The 17,287-nt window shown below is 63.7% G+C and carries 15 protein-coding genes and 1 pseudogene; 11 read left to right on the plus strand and 5 right to left on the minus strand.

Going from position 1 to position 17,287, the window contains the following annotated elements; genetic code table 11:
- Positions 1-172: 172 nt before the first annotated feature.
- Entirely contained in the window at positions 173-508 is a 336-nt protein-coding gene (locus CQ14_RS25460; RefSeq protein ID WP_057860597.1) for a GYD domain-containing protein, read from the plus strand.
- A gap of 221 nt (positions 509-729) precedes the next feature.
- Here CQ14_RS25460 and secA read toward each other — a convergent pair whose 3' ends face one another.
- Positions 730-3,570 carry a preprotein translocase subunit SecA gene (secA, locus tag CQ14_RS25465; RefSeq protein ID WP_057860598.1) on the minus strand — a complete coding sequence of 947 codons (2,841 nt, stop codon included), beginning with the start codon at positions 3,568-3,570 and terminating at the stop codon, positions 730-732.
- 347 nt (positions 3,571-3,917) lie between these two features.
- Here secA and CQ14_RS25470 point away from each other — a divergent pair, with 347 nt between their 5' ends.
- The 3 genes from CQ14_RS25470 (at position 3,918) to CQ14_RS25480 (ending at position 6,661) form a co-directional block, all read left to right on the plus strand.
- Positions 3,918-4,838, plus strand: coding sequence for a peptidylprolyl isomerase (locus CQ14_RS25470; protein WP_057860599.1), 921 nt, complete (start codon positions 3,918-3,920; stop codon positions 4,836-4,838).
- A gap of 155 nt (positions 4,839-4,993) precedes the next feature.
- A complete protein-coding gene (gene argJ / locus CQ14_RS25475; protein WP_057860625.1) occupies positions 4,994-6,235 on the plus strand; it encodes a bifunctional glutamate N-acetyltransferase/amino-acid acetyltransferase ArgJ in 1,242 nt (413 codons plus the stop codon).
- A 15-nt stretch (positions 6,236-6,250) separates the two neighbouring features.
- Positions 6,251-6,661 carry a (deoxy)nucleoside triphosphate pyrophosphohydrolase gene (locus CQ14_RS25480; RefSeq protein ID WP_057860600.1) on the plus strand — a complete coding sequence of 137 codons (411 nt, stop codon included), beginning with the start codon at positions 6,251-6,253 and terminating at the stop codon, positions 6,659-6,661.
- A 208-nt stretch (positions 6,662-6,869) separates the two neighbouring features.
- On the opposite strand, the gene CQ14_RS25485 is transcribed toward CQ14_RS25480, so the two are convergent.
- A complete protein-coding gene (locus tag CQ14_RS25485) occupies positions 6,870-7,715 on the minus strand; it encodes a methyltransferase domain-containing protein (RefSeq protein ID WP_057860601.1) in 846 nt (281 codons plus the stop codon).
- Between the two features lie 170 nt (positions 7,716-7,885).
- On the opposite strand from CQ14_RS25485, the gene CQ14_RS25490 reads away from it, so the two are divergent.
- From CQ14_RS25490 to CQ14_RS25510, 5 genes are read left to right on the plus strand one after another with little or no spacing between them, the layout of a single operon-like run.
- Complete coding sequence (locus CQ14_RS25490; RefSeq protein WP_057860602.1) at positions 7,886-8,215, plus strand: NIPSNAP family protein; 330 nt, start codon at positions 7,886-7,888, stop codon at positions 8,213-8,215.
- Positions 8,216-8,266: 51 nt separating this feature from the next.
- On the plus strand, positions 8,267-9,076 hold the full coding sequence (locus CQ14_RS25495) for a ComF family protein (protein ID WP_057860603.1): 810 nt from the start codon (positions 8,267-8,269) through the stop codon (positions 9,074-9,076).
- A 44-nt stretch (positions 9,077-9,120) separates the two neighbouring features.
- On the plus strand, positions 9,121-9,393 hold the full coding sequence (gene grxC / locus CQ14_RS25500; protein WP_057860604.1) for a glutaredoxin 3: 273 nt from the start codon (positions 9,121-9,123) through the stop codon (positions 9,391-9,393).
- A complete protein-coding gene (locus CQ14_RS25505; protein WP_057860605.1) occupies positions 9,390-10,268 on the plus strand; it encodes a carbon-nitrogen hydrolase family protein in 879 nt (292 codons plus the stop codon). The genes grxC and CQ14_RS25505 overlap by 4 nt, the downstream gene beginning before the upstream one ends.
- Positions 10,265-10,735 (plus strand): DUF1178 family protein, encoded by a 471-nt coding sequence (locus CQ14_RS25510; RefSeq protein WP_057860606.1) that lies wholly within the window; start codon positions 10,265-10,267, stop codon positions 10,733-10,735. The genes CQ14_RS25505 and CQ14_RS25510 overlap by 4 nt, the downstream gene beginning before the upstream one ends.
- 145 nt (positions 10,736-10,880) lie before the next feature.
- On the opposite strand, the gene CQ14_RS25515 is transcribed toward CQ14_RS25510, so the two are convergent.
- The 3 genes and pseudogenes from CQ14_RS25515 to CQ14_RS25525 all read right to left on the minus strand — a co-directional run.
- Positions 10,881-11,780, minus strand: coding sequence for an EamA family transporter (locus CQ14_RS25515; RefSeq protein ID WP_057860607.1), 900 nt, complete (start codon positions 11,778-11,780; stop codon positions 10,881-10,883).
- A gap of 238 nt (positions 11,781-12,018) precedes the next feature.
- The gene (gene ubiG, locus CQ14_RS25520; protein ID WP_057860608.1) at positions 12,019-12,786 is read right to left on the minus strand and encodes a bifunctional 2-polyprenyl-6-hydroxyphenol methylase/3-demethylubiquinol 3-O-methyltransferase UbiG; all 768 of its coding nucleotides are present in this window, start codon (positions 12,784-12,786) and stop codon (positions 12,019-12,021) included.
- Positions 12,787-12,904: 118 nt separating this feature from the next.
- Positions 12,905-13,257 (minus strand): annotated as a pseudogene (locus tag CQ14_RS25525) (PH domain-containing protein); the annotation flags it as partial.
- A 175-nt stretch (positions 13,258-13,432) separates the two neighbouring features.
- Here CQ14_RS25525 and CQ14_RS25530 point away from each other — a divergent pair.
- Positions 13,433-14,686, plus strand: coding sequence for an aspartate kinase (locus CQ14_RS25530; protein WP_057860610.1), 1,254 nt, complete (start codon positions 13,433-13,435; stop codon positions 14,684-14,686).
- 323 nt (positions 14,687-15,009) lie between these two features.
- A complete protein-coding gene (gene ptsP, locus CQ14_RS25535) occupies positions 15,010-17,277 on the plus strand; it encodes a phosphoenolpyruvate--protein phosphotransferase (RefSeq protein ID WP_057860611.1) in 2,268 nt (755 codons plus the stop codon).
- The last annotated feature ends 10 nt before the right edge of the window (positions 17,278-17,287 follow it).

The raw sequence follows: 17,287 nt of genomic DNA on the forward strand, positions 1-17,287 counted from the left end.
ACGGCAGGCCGCCAGCGGGTAGTGCCGAAGACCCGCCAGAGTATCAGCGGCATCATGCCCACGGCGGGGCTAAAGTCCTTCATCTCCAGGTTTTGGGCCGGCCCGCTTTTCATTTGAGCCGGACGAGAGGCCAACGCCTCATCGATCAAACACGCCCCAACAGGAGGACATCATGCATTTTTGTATGACCGCACAATACACGCCAAAATCTCTCAACGCGATTCTGGAAAACCCCAAGACCAATCGCTACGAAGCGGCCAAGAAGATGGTCGAAGCCGCCGGCGGCAAGTTGATTTCGATGTACAGCACTGCTGCCAACGGGCCCGGCGTTCTCGTGATCTTTGATGTGCCCGATCCCAACTCGGCATCGGCGATGTCAGGCGTTGTGATTGCGAGCGGCGCTGTCCACAATGTAACCCTCACCCGCCTGTGGACGCCGGATGAAATTACGCAAGTTCGCCAGAAGGCAGCGCAGATTAAAGGCTCGTACACCCCGCCCGGCGGCTAAGAGATCGGTGACGGCTCGGGCTATCTTGCCTGCAGACTATCGAGCACGATCATAAAATTGGTGGCAGGCGATGACCTGCCACCAGTGTTGTGACGCAGAGGTATTGAAATCGGGACCGCCGCGGCAAAGCGCAAGCGTGCCCACCCTCAAGGATCTCGAGCGCAGCTTGCCGGTGGGCACGGCGAAGAGCGCCTTTGCCCACCCTACCGATCAGTGCCAGCCTAACCGTACTTGCCGTGGCAGTGCTTGTACTTCTTGCCGCTGCCGCAGGGGCAATCCTCGTTGCGCCCGACCTTGCCCCAGCTTGCGGGGTTTTTCGGATCGCGATCGGCGGCGGCGACCTGAGGTACCAGCGAGGCGCTGGCGAACGCCATCTCGTCTTCGCCGGTATTGGGATCGAACTTGTGCGCCTCCATCGCCGGCAGCACCGGCTGCTGCTCTTCCGGCGGCACGATCTCGACGCGCATCAATTGCGCCGTCACCGCCTCGCGCAGATGCGCGATCATCGCCTCGAACAGGCTGAAGGCTTCCGACTTGTATTCCTGCAACGGATCGCGCTGGCCGTAGCCGCGCAGGCCGATCACCTGGCGCAGATGGTCGAGCATGATCAGATGCTCGCGCCAGAGGTGATCCAGCGTCTGCAGCAGGATGGTCTTCTCGACGTAGCGCATCACGTCGGGGCCCCATTGCGCGACCTTGGCCGCCATGTGCTCGTCGACATGCTTCTCGATGCGGGAGAGCAATTCCTCGTCGGCGATGCCCTCTTCCTTCGCCCATTCGTCGACCGGCAGGTCGACATCGAGCACGCGCTTCAGTTCTTCCTTCAGGCCCGCGACGTCCCATTGCTCGGCATAGGCGTGTTCCGGCACGTGCTTGGTGACGACGTCATCGACGAAGGCGTGGCGCATGTCGGCAACCGTCTCGGCGACGCTGTCGTCCTTCATCAGGTCGACGCGCTGGTCGAAGATCACCTTGCGCTGGTCGTTCTGGACATTGTCGAACTTCAGGAGGTTCTTGCGGATGTCGAAGTTGCGGGCTTCGACCTTCTGCTGCGCCTTCTCCAGGGCCTTGTTGATCCAGGGATGGATGATGGCCTCGCCCTCTTTCAGGCCGAGCCGCTGCAGCATGCTGTCGAGCCGGTCGGAGCCGAAAATCCGCATCAGGTCGTCTTCCAGCGACAGGAAGAATTTTGAGCGGCCGGGGTCGCCCTGACGGCCGGAACGGCCGCGGAGCTGGTTGTCGATGCGGCGGGATTCATGCCGCTCCGAGCCCATGATGTAGAGCCCGCCGGGCTTGGTCACGGTCTTGGCCGGCTTGGAGCCCTTGGCGGGCTCGATTTCGATCGTCTCCTCGGCCTTCAGCACGATCTCGCGGAAGCGCTCGATGTCGGCCTTGATCTGCTCGATCTTCCTGGCCTTCTCGGCCTCGTCGGTAATGCTGGCGGTCTCCTGCTGGATCCGCATATCGAGCGAGCCGCCGAGCTTGATGTCGGTACCGCGACCCGCCATGTTGGTCGCGATCGTGATCGCGCCGGGGACGCCTGCTTCGGCGACGATATAGGCTTCCTGCTCGTGGAAGCGCGCGTTCAGGACCGCGAACAGTTTTGCCGGCTTGCCCGCACGCGCTGCGGCATAGAGCTTCTCCATGCCGGCTTCGCTGCCGAAATCGATCTGCTTGTAGCCGTGCTTCTTCAGATAATCGGCCAGCACTTCCGACTTTTCGATCGAGGCGGTGCCGACCAGCACCGGCTGCATCCGCGCATTGGCGCGTTCGATCTCCGCCAGGATCGCGGCGTATTTCTCGTTCTGGGTGCGGTAGACCTCGTCGTCCTCGTCGAGACGCGCCACCGGCACGTTGGTCGGAATTTCCACGACCTCGAGCTTGTAGATGTCGAACAATTCGTCGGCTTCGGTCGCGGCCGTACCGGTCATGCCCGACAGCTTCTCGTACATGCGGAAATAGTTCTGGAAGGTGATCGAAGCCAGCGTCTGGTTTTCCGGCTGGACCTGGACGTGCTCCTTGGCTTCCAGCGCCTGGTGCAGGCCTTCGGAATAGCGCCGCCCCGGCATCATGCGTCCCGTGAACTCGTCGATGATGACGACTTCGTTGTCGCGGACGATGTAGTCCTTGTCGCGGGTGAACAGCGAGTGGGCGCGCAGCGCCTGGTTGACGTGGTGCACGACCGAAACGTTCTCGACGTCGTAGAGCGACTCGCCCTTGAGCTGACCGGCGTCGCGCAGCAGCGTCTCGATCTTCTCCATGCCGCCTTCGGTCAGCGTCACCGTGCGCTGCTTCTCGTCGACCTCGAAGTCGACAACCTTCTCCAGCTTCGGCATGAAGGTGTCGATGGTGTTGTAGAAATCCGAGCGGTCGTCGAGCGGACCGGAGATGATCAGCGGCGTGCGCGCTTCGTCGATCAGGATCGAGTCGACTTCGTCGACGATCGCGTAATAGTGGCCGCGCTGGACCATGTCCTCCAGCCGGTACTTCATGTTGTCGCGCAGATAGTCGAAGCCGTATTCGTTATTGGTGCCGTAAGTGATGTCGCGCGAATAGGCGTCCTTGCGCTCGGCGTCATCGAGGCCATGCACGATCACGCCGACGGTGAGCCCGAGGAAGTTGTAGATCTGGCCCATCCATTCGCTATCGCGGCGGGCGAGGTAATCGTTGACGGTGACGACGTGGACGCCGCGGCTGGCCAGCGCATTCAGATAGACCGCCAGCGTCGCCACCAGCGTCTTGCCTTCGCCAGTCTTCATCTCGGCGATGTCGCCCTCGTGCAGCACCATGCCGCCGATCAGCTGGACGTCGAAATGGCGCTGGCCGAGGGTGCGCTTGGCAGCCTCGCGGACGGTGGCGAAGGCCGGAACCAGGATGTCGTCGAGCGTCTTGCCGTCGGCGAGCTGCTGGCGGAATTCGGCGGTGCGGGCTTTCAGCGCCTCGTCCGATAGTTTGGAGACCTCGGGCTCAAGCGCGTTGATGGCGTTGACTCGGGACTGGTACCCCTTCACCCGCCGGTCGTTGGCGGAGCCGAAAAACTTGCGGGCGAGCGCGCCGATCATGCCAATTCCTGCCTTTGCCGTTACTTGCGTTGCGAGCCGTGACGTGGACCACCAAGTTGCCTATCAACTCACCGTGACGCATCGCGGCAAATACCCGTTCCGGGGCATCATCCGCCTAATGAGTGGGAATTAAGCAATCCAAGGTTCAACGGCAAAAAACGCAGCAAAATAAGCGCTATCGCCGCTGGAGGTTCCGGCACAGATATGGCTGGGTCGGGGCCTTGTCAACGTGGGTCCATCTGTCAGGGAATTCATCATTTTGACAGACTTTTCGCGTTGCCAAGCCGGCATGATTGGGCGAGTGTCCCGCCGCCTTTGCCGCCCCCTCTTCAAGACAAGGATTTTCCATGACCACCTCGTTCCCGGAAACGAAAACCGGCCTGCGCTTCGGCCTCGCCTCCCTGGCCACAACGGCCTGCCTGGCTGCGATTCTTGCTGCCAGCTTGCCGGTTCGTGCCCAGGACAACCCCGTTCTCGCCAAGGTTAACGGCGTGGAGATCCGCCAGAGCGACGTCGCCCTCGCGGAAGAGGAACTCGGCCCCAGCCTGGCGCAGATGGACCCCGCGACCAAGAAGGACAATGTGCTGGCCTTCCTGATCGACCTGAAGATCGTCGCCAAGGCCGCCGAGGACAAAAAGGTCGAGAATTCCGAGGACTTCAAGAAGCGCCTGGCCTTCACCCGCAGCCGCCTCTTGATGGACAGCCTGCTCGCCTCCGAGGGCAAGGCCGCGACCACCGACGAGGCCATGAAGAAGGTCTATGAGGAGGCCGCCAAGCAGATCACCGGCGAAATGGAAGTCCACGCCCGCCACATCCTGGTCGAGACCGAGGACGAGGCCAAGGCGATCGCGGAAGAGTTGAAGAAGGGCGGCGATTTCGCCGAACTGGCGAAGAAGAAGTCCAAGGACCCCGGCGCCTCCGACGGCGGCGATCTCGGCTTCTTCACCAAGGAACAGATGGTGCCGGAATTCTCCGCCGTCGCCTTTACCCTCGAACCCGGCAAGATCTCCGACCCCGTGAAGTCGCAGTTCGGCTGGCACCTCATCAAGGTCGAGGAAAAGCGCGCCCGCAAGGCGCCCGACTTCGAGCAGGTCAAGGCGCAGATCGAGACCTATGTGACTCGCAAGGCGCAGGCCGAATACGTCGCCAAGCTGCGCGAAGCCGCCAAGGTCGAGCGCATGGACAAGCCGGCCGAAGCCGCCAAGACCGACGCCAAGCCGGATGCCGCCAAGCCCGCGGATTCCAAGATGGCGCCGGCGAAGAAGTAAAAAATCGCTGTCACTTCTTCGAGACCGATAGTATTTACCGTTGCATGGCCGGGCCGAAGCGCCCGGCCATTCCATGTCTGGGGACCGCGTTCCCAAAGACGTCGATGCCGGCGCAAGGCCCGGCTGCGGTTGATCTGGTCGAAGAAGGTGCTCGCATGTCCACTTCCGTCTCCCCCCTCGCCCCGACCGATGTTCCCGACATGCCCGCGATTGCGGGCGTGAAGCTCGCCACCGCCGCTGCCGGCATCCGCTACAAGAACCGTACCGACGTGCTGCTCGCCGTCATGGACAAGGGCACCACGGCCGCCGGCGTCTTCACCAAATCGAAATGCCCGTCCGCGCCCGTGGAGTGGTGCCGCGCCAAGCTCGGCCGCGGACAGGCCCGTGCGCTGGTGGTGAACTCCGGCAATGCCAATGCATTCACCGGCAAGACCGGCAAGCAGTCGACGGCGCTGACCGCGCAGATCGCAGCGAAGGCGGTCGGCTGCTCGACATCAGACGTGTTCCTCGCCTCCACCGGAGTGATCGGCGAGCCGCTGGACGCCACCAAGTTCGACGGCGTGCTGGCGACGCTGGCTGAAACTGCCACGTCCGACCACTGGATGGATGCGGCCAAGGCCATCATGACCACCGACACCTTCCCGAAGGTCGCAACCGCCACGGTGAAGCTCGGCAAGACCAAGGTCACCATCAACGGCATGGCCAAGGGCGCCGGCATGATCATGCCCGACATGGCCACCATGCTGTCCTTCGTGTTCACCGACGCGCCGGTGTCATCCGCCGTGCTGCAGTCGCTGCTCAAGAGCGGCGTCGAGGACACCTTCAACGCCATCACCATCGACAGCGACACGTCGACATCGGATACCCTGCTGGCCTTCGCGACGGGCACGGCCGCGGCCAATGGCGCGCCGAAGATCAGCCGCGCCAGCGATCCACGCCTGAAGGCATTCGCCAAGGCCTTCCACGAGGTGCTGGCGGACCTTGCCGAACAGGTCGCCCGCGACGGCGAAGGCGCGCGCAAGCTGGTCGAGGTGATCGTCGAAGGCGCGACCACCAAGACCTCGGCGCGCAAGATCGCGATGTCGATCGCGAACTCGCCGCTGGTGAAGACCGCGATCGCCGGCGAGGATGCCAATTGGGGCCGCGTGGTGATGGCGGTCGGCAAAGCCGGCGAGCCCGCCAACCGCGACAAGCTTTCAATCTCGTTCAACGGCATCCGCGTCGCCAGGAGCGGCGCGCGCGATCCGTCCTACAACGAGGCGGAGGTTTCCGAGGTGATGAAGAACCCGAAGATCCAGATCAAGGTCGCGCTTGGCCTCGGCAAGGGCCGCGACCGCGTGCTGACCTGCGACCTCACCAAGGAATATGTCGCGATCAACGGCGACTACCGGTCCTGAGCGAGGCAGCGGCGCATGGCTGACATCAAGCTCACCCTCGTCGTCGCCTGCGCCCTCGTCGACACCGACAAGCGCGTCCTGATTGCGCAGCGTCCGCAAGGCAAGGCACTCGCTGGCCTCTGGGAATTCCCGGGCGGCAAGGTCGAGCCCGGCGAGCGGCCGGAGCAGACCCTGATCCGCGAACTGCACGAGGAGATCGGCATCGACGTCAGCGAACCCTGCCTCGCGCCGTTGACCTTTGCGAGCTACGCCTATGACAGCTTTCACCTGTTGATGCCGCTCTATATCTGCCGGCGCTGGGAAGGCCTGGTTGTCGCCCGCGAGGGCCAGCAACTGGCCTGGGTCCGCGCCAACAAGCTGCGCGACTACCCAATGCCGCCCGCGGACATTCCGCTTATCCCGCATCTGATTGATTTATTGATGTAAGCGGGAGGTCGGCGACTCCCGGTGCACGATGATGAGTTGGCGTTGCATCGATCCACCGTGGGTGCGAAGCACGATCATCCCGGACCTCGGAAGCCGCGAATAGCCTCTTCGCCGACAGATGCAGGGCCAGGACACAAAATCGCGAAATCAACCCCATGCAAAGTAGCATGGGGCCCTGCTCGCGGCTTCCGCCGAAGGGAATTGCGCGTCAATCGCGCTTCACCTGTTTCACCGCTTCTTCCAGACTCCCCTTCGCCGATCCCGGCCGCAGCGGCTTCTGCTGGCTTTCGTGCGGCGCCCAGCCGGACAGCCAGACAATATCGAAGGTAGCGCGAATACGGCCATCGGGATCGGCAAAACGTTCGCCGTAGATTTCCGCCATCCGCAACATGGTGGCGCGGCGGGTCGGCGCGTGCCGCCGCTCGACAAGGATATTGGTCGCGCCCATCCGCCTGAGATCGGCCATCAGCGCGAACGCGCTGTCGTAGCGCACCACGACGCGATCGACATCGGTGACCGGCAGCGCGAAGCCCGCCCGCTGCAGCAGTGCGCCGACGTCGCGCAGATCGGCGAACGGCGCAACGCGCGGCGACACGCCGCCCTCGCATTCGGCCTCCGCCGCAGCAAAGGATTGCCTGAGTTCGGTCAGCGTATCGCCGCCGAGCATCGCAGCGAGCAACAAGCCATCGGGCTTGAGCGCGCGGCGGATCTGCGCCAGCACGCCCGGCAGGTCGTTGACGAACTGGAATGCAAGCGCAGAGACGGCGAGATCGAGGGATTCCGGTTGCAGGGAAAGAGCTTCCGATTGATCGGCATCGATGCGGGTGATCGACTGAAAACGATCCGCAACAGGTTTTCGCAGCAATCCGCCCGGCGTCCAGACATCGGCGACATCGGCAAAATTCCGCATCACCGCCTGCAGGCGCTCCTCCATGTCCTCCTGGACGCGATCAAGCAGGAACGTCGCCGGCCCGCCCCGCCGCGCGCGTTCCATCCGCGCGTGCAGCAGTGCACGGTCGAACAGGATGGGTGCGGCGGTAGGGTTCGAAGCCATGCCGGTTGGTACGACGGCCAGCGATCCATCTCAATCCCTCTTCACGACAAGCGGCTTCGTAAGCCTCAAATCATGAGGTAAACATCTTTCGCGAAATTCGGGCGTAACCGCACGCTTGTAGCCAAGCTAACAATGAGCGCCAGGTTCGAGGCGCGACGGAGCATCAGAAGATGATCACTTGTTACCTGCGATACGAAGTCAATCCGGGCAAACTCGCCGAATTCGAAACTTACGGCAGGATGTGGCTGGAACTGCTGCCGAGATTCGGCGGCATCCACCACGGGTACTTCCTGCCATCGGAAGGAGCGAGCGACGTTGCCCTCGCGATGTTCAGCTTTCCGAGCTTCGCGGCCTACGAACAGTATCGGAAAGACAGCGCCGGAGATCCGGACGTTCAGAAGGCGATCGCCTTCGCAACGCAAACCCGCTGCTTCATCCGTTATGAGCGATCGTTCTTCCGACCCGTATTTCCGAAAGAGCTGGAAGGCGGGCGCGGATAAGAACAGCTTCATCGACTTGAGCGTGGCGCAGGACAGCGCTAGCTTTCCCCGATGGACGCCGAGGCATCACCACCACGCTCCATTGCCAGCCATCTGCGCGGCGCGCTCGGCGCCTGCCGCGACGTGTTCGCGCACATCCCGAAGCTCGCGCTCGACATCGCGCTGCCGACGCAGTGTGTCGCCTGTCGCGAGCCGGTGGATGGCGAGGGCGTTTGCGCGGCATGCTGGGCGAAATTGTCGTTCATCGCTCCGCCGTTCTGCCCGCGGCTCGGCATTCCCTTTGTCTACGATCCCGGTCCCGAATTGCTGTCGATGGAGGCGATCGCCAATCCGCCGGCATACCAGCGCGCCCGGGCCGCGGTACGCTATGACGACGTCGCCCGCACGCTTGTTCATGCGCTGAAATATCAGGACCGCACCGATCTCGCGCCGGCGATGGGCCGCTGGATGGCCCGGGCGGGCAAGGAATTGCTCGATGAGGCCGACGTGCTGGTGCCGGTACCCCTGCACTGGCGGCGCGGCTGGAGCCGCCGCTACAACCAGTCCGGCGCGCTGGCGCGGGTGATTTCGCAGCAAAGTGGGGTCAAACTGGCCGCTGAGGCGCTTGGCCGCATTCGCGCCACCGAGCAGCAGATCGGCCTGTCACGGCCACAACGCGCCAGCAATGTGCAGGGCGCGTTCAAGGTCGCCGCCGATCGCATGGCCGATATCCAGGGCCGCCGCGTTATCCTGATCGACGACGTGCTGACGTCGGGCGCCACCACCGACGCCTGCGCCCGCGCGCTGCTCCGCGCCAAGGCCGCGCAGGTCGACGTGCTGGTATTCGCGCGGGTTGTGGACAGCCACCGGGCTCCCATATAATTCAAAGACTTGCAATTCAAGGACTTGCCAAATCAAGGCGCGCCATGACTGCCATTGAAATCTATACCCGTCCGGGCTGCGGCTACTGCACCGCCGCCAAATCGCTGCTGACGCGCAAGAATGCCGCGTTCACGGAATTGAATGTGGCGACCGACCCGGCCTATCGCGAGCAGATGTACGACCGTGCGGGCCACGGTTCGACCTTTCCGCAGATATTCATCGGCACAACCCATGTTGGCGGTTGCGACGAGCTTTACGCGCTGGACCGCGCGGGCAAGCTCGACTCACTGCTGAACGGAGAAAAGGCCTCCTCATGAGCGCTGGTTCCACCTTCACCGCCGCCATGGTGCAGATGCGCACCGGGCTGTTGCCTGAGCCGAGCCTCGAGCAGGGTGTGACACTGATCCGCGAGGCCGCGGCCCAGGGCGCCGATTACGTGCTCACGCCCGAAGTGAGCAACATGATGCAGCTGAACCGCAAGGCGCTGTTCGAGCATCTCGCCTCGGAAGAAGACGATCTCTCGCTGAAAGCCTATCGCGCGCTGGCGGCGGAACTGAAGATCCATCTCCATATCGGTTCGCTGGCACTGCGCTTCTCGCCGGACCGCGCCGTCAACCGCTCGTTCCTGATCGGGCCTGACGGCAATCTGCTCGCCAGCTACGACAAGATCCATATGTTCGATATCGACCTGCCCGGCGGCGAGAGCTATCGCGAGTCCGCCAACTACCAGCCGGGCGAAACCGCCGTGATCTCCGATCTGCCGTGGGGCCGGATCGGCCTGACGATCTGCTACGACGTGCGCTTTCCGGCGCTCTATCGCGCGCTGGCCGAAGCCGGCGCATCGTTCCTCACCGTGCCTTCCGCCTTCACCAGGAAGACCGGTGAGGCGCATTGGCACACGCTGCTCCGCGCCCGCGCCATCGAGAACGGCTGCTTCGTGTTCGCCGCGGCGCAGGCCGGCCTGCACGAGAACAAGCGCGAGACCTACGGGCATTCGCTGATCATCGCGCCCTGGGGCGAAATTCTCGCCGAGGGCGGCGTCGAGCCCGGCGTGTTCCTCGCCAAGATCGACACATCCAAGGTGGAGACGGCGCGGAAGGCCGTGCCGTCGCTGCAGCACGGCAGACGCTTCGGCATAGCCGACCCCAAGGCCGGCCCGGAGCACCTGCACCTCATCCGGGGCTCGGCATGATCCGCTACAACCTTCGCTGCGAGAAGGGCCATGCTTTCGAAAGCTGGTTTCAAAGCTCCGCGGCCTATGAAAGCCAGGAAAAGCGCAGGCTGGTAAGCTGCCCTGCCTGCGGCTCGGTGAAGGTCGAGCGCGCCATCATGGCCCCGCAGATCGTGAGCAAGAAAGGCCGCGAGCAAGCCGCGCCCGCGCCGGCCGCGCCTGCGGACGCGACGGCATCCGATTCGACGCCGCTGCTGATGGCGCAGGAGCGCGAGCTGCGCGCCAAGCTGAAGGAATTGCGCGATCACATCGTGAAAAATGCCGACAATGTCGGCGAGCGCTTTCCCAACGAAGCGCGCAAGATGCATTACGGAGATATCGAACATCGCCCGATCTACGGTGAGGCCTCGCCGGACGAGGCGCGCGCGCTGATCGACGAAGGCGTCGAGGTTTCGCCGTTGCCGGTGCTGCCGGACGACAGGAATTGAGGCGCTGCAATCCGCAGGGTGGGCAAAGCGACTTGTCCGCCGTAGCTAGAAGAGCGAAGACGGAAGCGTGCCCGCCAACACTGTCGCCGTCGAGAGATGGTGGGCACGGCGCAAAGGCGCCTTTGCCCACCCTACGATCCCCGGATCACGCCGCCACCAACAGCGCCACTCCAGCCACGATCAGTACGATGCCCAAAAGTTCGCGCGCCGAGATGGGCTGCTTGAACGAGTAATACGCAACGCCTTGCGCGAACAGCACCTCGACCAGCGCCAGCGTGCGCACGTTGGCCGCTGCCGTCAGCGCAAACGCCAGAAACCAGAATTGCGAGGCGAACGCGCCCATGAAGCCCGCCAGCATCGAGGGCCGCCACAGGCCGAAAATCTTCATCAGCACATCGGGCGCCCGGGCGAGCAGATAGACCGTCAGCACCAGCGTCTGCACGAACAGGCCGAACACCAGCGTGAAGGACGCCGTGGTGACGAAGGAGACGCCCGGCACCGAGATGACCGCGCCGCGAAAGCCGACCGCCGACAGCGCGAACGCCGCCGCTGCGCCAAGGCCCAGTAGCGTCGGCTTCAAATCTGCAAAGCCCTTCCCGGAGCCAGGCCGCAGCGCGGCGATGACCACGCCGGCGGTCGCGATCAGGATCGCGATCACCTTCAGCACCGTCAGATGATCGCTGAGGAAGATGAAGCCGAAGATCGCAGTCTGGATCGCCTCGGTCTTCAGATAAGCGGTCGTCACCACGAACGAACGGTCGTTCATCGCCAGCAGCATCATGCCGGTCCCGACGATCTGGCTGAGCGCCCCGAGCAGCAGCCACGGCCAGAACACCGCCGCCGGCCACGGCACGGGATCGCCGGTGACGGCAATCACGAACGCGAAGAACACCACCGAGAATGGAAAGCCGAACAGGAAGCGGATATTGGTCGCTCCCCAGGTCCCGAGCGGCCCCGTCAGCGAGCGCTGCATCGCATTGCGCGCGACCTGCCCCAGCGCAGCGATGAGGGTGAAGGGAATCCAGAGCGAGGCGATGGAAAACATCGGGAATACCGGCGAGAAACTCTCGCACCGTGCCGGGCGGGACGGATCAGGTCAACCGAAGCGGCGTCATGACAGGATTGCGCTCGCGCCACAAAGCCGCCGTCGTCCCTGCGAAGGCAGGGACCCAAAACCACATTTTGCCCATTGTCGCGCGAAAGCCGTCGACCAGCGGAATTCGATTGAGAAGCCGCAGCGTATGGGTCCCTGCGTTCGCAGGGACGACAGCGACTGAGGACTCTTATATTCCTTCCGCCACCACCATGTAGTTCACGTCCATGTCGGACGAGATGCTCCACCGGTCGGCGAGCGGGTTATAGACCACGCCGGCCTGCTCGGTGATGGTGAGGCGGTTATTGGCCAGATGCTGGGCGAGCTCGTCCGGCGTGACGAACTTGTCCCATTGATGGGTGCCGCGCGGCAGCCAGCGCAGCACATATTCCGCGCCGACGATCGCGAGCGCAAAGCTCTTCCAGTTGCGGTTCAGCGTCGAGACCACCATCAGCCCGCCCGGCTTGACCATCGCCGCACAGCGGGTGAGGAACGCGCCGACGTCGGTGACATGCTCGATCACTTCCATTGCCAGCACGATGTCGAACCGCTCGCGGTGGTCCATTTCCTCGACCGTGGTGCTGCGATAATCGATCGACAGATGGCCCTTGTCGGCATGCAGCTTGGCGGCGGCAATGTTGGTCGCCGACGGATCGATCCCGATCACCTGCGCACCCAGCCGCGTCAAAGGCTCGCACAACAGGCCGGCGCCGCAGCCGATATCGAGGATCCGCAGGCCCGACAGGCAGCTCAAACTCCGGGCGTTGCGCTCGAACTTGCGGCATGCGGCGTCTCTGATGTAGCCGAGCCGCAGCGGATTGATCTTGTGCAACGGGGCCATCTTGCCCCTGGGGTCCCACCACTCGTCGGACAGTTTTGAGAATTTTGCGACCTCGGCCGGGTCAACGGTCGAGCCGGAGGCGGAGCGGCCGGCGGAAGAATTTTGCTGTATGGCCATGAGTTACGTGCCGGCCGGTCGTGCGGTGATGGCATTGCGAAACGACAGTGGCGAAGCGATCATATCGAGGGNACCCTCGCCGACCCCCAGGACCGTGACGTCGCCGTAGTTGAGGATNAGGATGCTCTGGTTGACGTCCACGCTCTCAACCTTGTCCACGCTCATCTCGAACGTCTGCCGTTTAACAAAGCCGGTCTTGTGAACGACGCGGAAATTGGTGACGTCGGTCTCGGTAGTCCAGCGATGGAACCAGGCGGTAACCGTTTTGTACAACGCAGCGATGGCCGCAATCGCCGACAGCGACAGACAGATCAGTACGGATGGGCCCGCCGGCACCAGGCCCGAGAGCACCAGGAATACGCCCGCGACAATCCAGCCGATGATCGCCGGCAGGAAAAATATCCAGTGCGCGTTGGTCGAATACAGCACCTTTTCCCCGGGCTGCAGGATCTCATCGATATATCGGCCCATACGCTTGCCCTGAATTAACCCGCTACCACTGCAATTTGCGCCATTTTGGGTCGAAAACGGAACCGGGGGTGCTTGCCCCGGACCGCGCCGCTATGTATACGCCGCTTTCGACCCGGGCGCTCCACTTTCCGTGCGGGTCACCTAACTTATCCTCACAGGGAATGCACGCGTCGTCATGGGCCGCCTCGTGATGAAATTCGGCGGCACGTCCGTCGCCAATATCGACCGAATCCGCAACGTTGCGCGTCACGTCAAGCGCGAAGTTGACGCCGGACATGATGTCGCTGTCGTCGTCTCGGCCATGGCCGGCAAGACCAACGAACTGGTCGAATGGTGCCGCGACGCCTCGCCGATGCATGATGCGCGCGAATATGACGCCGTGGTGGCATCCGGCGAACAGGTGACCTCGGGCCTGCTCGCCATCGTGCTGCAGGGCATGGGCATCCAGGCCCGCTCCTGGCAGGGCTGGCAAATCGCGATCAAGACCTCCGACGCCCACGCCTCGGCGCGCATTCTCGAGATCGACGGCACCGAGATCATCAACCGCTTCGGAGATCGCAAGGAAGTCGCGGTCATCGCCGGCTTCCAGGGCATCAATCCGCAGACCAACCGAATCACCACGCTCGGCCGCGGCGGTTCAGACACCTCGGCGGTGGCGATTGCGGCCGCCATCCGGGCCGACCGCTGCGACATCTATACCGACGTGGACGGCGTCTACACCACCGATCCGCGGGTGGTTCCCAAGGCACGGCGGCTCGACAAGATCGCCTTCGAGGACATGCTGGAACTCGCCTCGCTGGGCGCCAAGGTCCTGCAGGTGCGTTCGGTGGAACTCGGCATGGTGCACAACATGCCCGTGTTCGTCCGTTCCAGCTTCGACAAGCCCGAGGATATCGACCCGCACGGCACGCCGCCGGGCACGCTGATCTGCAGCGAGGAGGAAATCATGGAAAGCCACGTCGTCACCGGCATCGCCTTCTCCAAGGACGAAGCCCAGATTTCGCTCCGCCAGATCGAGGACAAGCCGGGCGTCGCCGCCGCGATCTTCGGCCCGTTGGCGGACGCCAACATCAATGTCGACATGATCGTGCAGAACGTGTCCGAGGACGGCAAGACCACCGACCTCACCTTCACCGTTCCGGCCTCCGATTATAACCGCGCCCGCGACACCATCACTTCCTCCAAGGGCAAGATCGGCTATGCCCGGCTCGACAGCGCTACCGACGTATCGAAGGTCTCGGTGATCGGCAGCGGCATGCGCAGCCATGCCGGCGTCGCGGCGAAGGCATTCAAGGCCCTGTCCGAGCGCAACATCAACATCCGCGCCATCACCACCTCGGAGATCAAGTTTTCGGTGCTGATCGATGCCGCCTACACCGAACTCGCGGTGCGCACGCTGCACACGCTCTACGGGCTGGATCAGACCTAGAACGATTTTCTCTCAAATTTAGCGCTTGGTTTGATTGCCAAACCGGCCTGGCTTGGCGGATCTCCGCTTCGCGGGCGCAGCATCGGCCCTGACACACACGTTATTGTTTCTGGCAGGCGTTTTGCTTGGCAAAGCAAGCCTCGATTGGCTATACGGCCTGTGAGGTGGGTTGCCGCAAACTGCACCAAGGTTTTGGCGATCCCGATTCGGTGGATCCACGTGCCTGCGGCAGCGCCGAATGAATAAAATTGTAGTATTTCGTGGGTTTCACGCCAGCTACCGGCCACCCGGCGGGCTGGCTTCGCGGGGGAGGATACCAGCATATGCGGAGCACGTCGGGAGGTCCCCGCGTCTTGCTGAGACGGCTCCGCGAAACCATGGCGGAGAAGGTCTCGGCCCAGGAGCGCCTGGACAAAATCGTGGTGCTGATCGCGGCCAACATGGTGGCCGAGGTCTGCTCCTGTTACGTGCTGCGCATCGATAACACGCTCGAGCTTTACGCCACCGAGGGTTTGAACCGCGACGCAGTGCACCGCACCGTGCTGAACGCGCATGAGGGCCTCGTCGGCCTGGTTTCCAGCGAGGCGAGCCCGCTCAACCTCTCGGACGCACAGAGCCACCCGGCGTTCTCGTTCCGCCCTGAGACCGGCGAAGAAATCTACCATTCGTTCCTCGGCGTGCCGATCCTGCGCGCCGGCAACACGCTCGGCGTGCTGGTCGTGCAGAACCGCGCCAAGCGCACCTATGTCGAGGAAGAGGTCGAGGCGCTGCAGACCACCGCCATGGTGCTGGCGGAGATGATCGCTTCCGGCGAACTGGCGGCGCTGGCGCAGCCCGGCGCGGAACCGGCGGCGCGGCATTCGCTGCACAAAACGGGCGCAATCCTCTCCGACGGCATCGCGCTCGGTCACGTCGTGCTGCACGAGCCGCGCGTCGTCATCACCAACTACATCGCCGAAGACCTGCCGAAGGAAATCAAGAAGCTCGACGCGGCGCTGGCCAAGCTGCGCGCCGACCTCGACCGCATGCTGGAGCGCGGCGATGTCGCGGAAGGCGGCGAGCACCGCGAGGTGCTGGAAGCCTACCGCATGTTCGCCAACGACCATGGCTGGTCGCACAAGCTGCATGAAGCGGTCGCCACCGGCCTCACCGCGGAAGCCGCCGTCGAACGCGTGCAATCCGATACCCGCGCCCGCATGCTGCGCTCGACCGATCCTTATCTGCGTGACCGCCTGCACGACCTGGAAGACCTCGGCCACCGCCTGATGCGGCAATTGGTGGGCCAGGATCACGCGCCCTCGCGCGAACAGCTTCCCGAAAACGCCATCCTGATCGCCCGCGCGATGGGCCCGGCCGCCCTGCTCGACTACGACCGCAAACGGCTGCGCGGCCTGGTGCTGGAGGAAGGCACCGCCAACTCCCACGTCTCGATCGTGGCGCGTGCACTCGGCATTCCCGCCGTCGGCGAGGTGCCGAATGCGCCCGGCATTGCCGATCCCGGCGATGCCATCATCGTCGACGGCACCTCGGGCTCGATCTACATCCGCCCCTCGGCCGAGATCGAATCGGCCTATGCCGAGCGGGTGCGGTTTCGTGCCCGCCGCCAGGCGCAATATGCCGCGCTGCGAGACCTGCCTTGCGTGACCAAGGACGGCCAGAAGGTCGAACTGATGATCAATGCGGGTCTCGTCATCGACCTGCCGCATATCGACGACACCGGCAGCGCTGGCATCGGCCTGTTCCGCACCGAGTTGCAGTTCATGGTCGGCCAGAGCCTGCCGCGCTCCTCGGACCAACTCGCGCTCTATCGCACCGTGCTCGATGCCGCCGGCACCAAGCCGGTGACGTTCCGCACCCTTGATATCGGCGGCGACAAGGCGCTGCCCTACATGGAGGCCGTGATCGAGGAAAATCCCGCGCTCGGCTGGCGCGCGATCCGGCTCGGGCTCGACCGGCCGGGATTGCTGCGTGGCCAGATTCGGGCGCTGCTGCGCGCCGGCGGCGGCCGCGCGCTGAAGATCATGTTTCCGATGATTTCCGATGTCGCCGAATTCGACCAGGCCAAGGCCATCGTCGAGCGCGAATTGACCTATCTGCGCCAGCACGGCCATGCGCTGCCCGAGCGCATCGATGTCGGCACCATGGTGGAGGTGCCGGCGCTGCTCTATCAGCTCGACGAACTCCTCAAGAAGGTCGATTTCGTCTCTGTCGGGTCGAACGACCTGTTCCAGTTCCTGTTCGCGGTTGACCGTGGCAATGCCAAGGTCTCCGAACGCTTCGACACCATGTCGGCGCCGATCCTGCGCGCGCTGCGCGACATCGTGCGCAAGGCGCAGGCGGCGAAGAAAACGGCGTCGCTGTGCGGCGAGATGGCCTCAAAGCCGCTCGGCGCGCTGGCGCTGATTGCGCTGGGTTACCGCTCGCTGTCGCTGTCGGCGACCGGCCACGGCCCGGTGAAGGCGATGATTCTCGACCTCGACGCCAAGAAGGCCGAAGCTGTCATCATGCCGCTGCTTGACGCACCGGCCGGCAGCGTCTCGATTCGGCAGAAGCTGACAGAATTCGCGGAAGCCGAGGGGCTGTCGTTGTAGCGAGGCTCCT

Source organism: Bradyrhizobium lablabi (genome assembly GCF_001440475.1).
Lineage (GTDB): Bacteria > Pseudomonadota > Alphaproteobacteria > Rhizobiales > Xanthobacteraceae > Bradyrhizobium > Bradyrhizobium lablabi.

Bases quoted from the DNA above. Each gene is read 5' to 3' on its own strand.
- CQ14_RS25460 (WP_057860597.1), top strand. From the start codon at position 173: ATGCATTTTTGTATGACCGCACAATACACGCCAAAATCTCTCAACGCG.
- secA (WP_057860598.1), bottom strand. From the start codon at position 3,570: ATGATCGGCGCGCTCGCCCGCAAGTTTTTCGGCTCCGCCAACGACCGG.
- CQ14_RS25470 (WP_057860599.1), top strand. From the start codon at position 3,918: ATGACCACCTCGTTCCCGGAAACGAAAACCGGCCTGCGCTTCGGCCTC.
- argJ (WP_057860625.1), top strand. From the start codon at position 4,994: ATGTCCACTTCCGTCTCCCCCCTCGCCCCGACCGATGTTCCCGACATG.
- CQ14_RS25480 (WP_057860600.1), top strand. From the start codon at position 6,251: ATGGCTGACATCAAGCTCACCCTCGTCGTCGCCTGCGCCCTCGTCGAC.
- CQ14_RS25485 (WP_057860601.1), bottom strand. From the start codon at position 7,715: ATGGCTTCGAACCCTACCGCCGCACCCATCCTGTTCGACCGTGCACTG.
- CQ14_RS25490 (WP_057860602.1), top strand. From the start codon at position 7,886: ATGATCACTTGTTACCTGCGATACGAAGTCAATCCGGGCAAACTCGCC.
- CQ14_RS25495 (WP_057860603.1), top strand. From the start codon at position 8,267: ATGGACGCCGAGGCATCACCACCACGCTCCATTGCCAGCCATCTGCGC.
- grxC (WP_057860604.1), top strand. From the start codon at position 9,121: ATGACTGCCATTGAAATCTATACCCGTCCGGGCTGCGGCTACTGCACC.
- CQ14_RS25505 (WP_057860605.1), top strand. From the start codon at position 9,390: ATGAGCGCTGGTTCCACCTTCACCGCCGCCATGGTGCAGATGCGCACC.
- CQ14_RS25510 (WP_057860606.1), top strand. From the start codon at position 10,265: ATGATCCGCTACAACCTTCGCTGCGAGAAGGGCCATGCTTTCGAAAGC.
- CQ14_RS25515 (WP_057860607.1), bottom strand. From the start codon at position 11,780: ATGTTTTCCATCGCCTCGCTCTGGATTCCCTTCACCCTCATCGCTGCG.
- ubiG (WP_057860608.1), bottom strand. From the start codon at position 12,786: ATGGCCATACAGCAAAATTCTTCCGCCGGCCGCTCCGCCTCCGGCTCG.
- CQ14_RS25530 (WP_057860610.1), top strand. From the start codon at position 13,433: ATGGGCCGCCTCGTGATGAAATTCGGCGGCACGTCCGTCGCCAATATC.
- ptsP (WP_057860611.1), top strand. From the start codon at position 15,010: ATGCGGAGCACGTCGGGAGGTCCCCGCGTCTTGCTGAGACGGCTCCGC.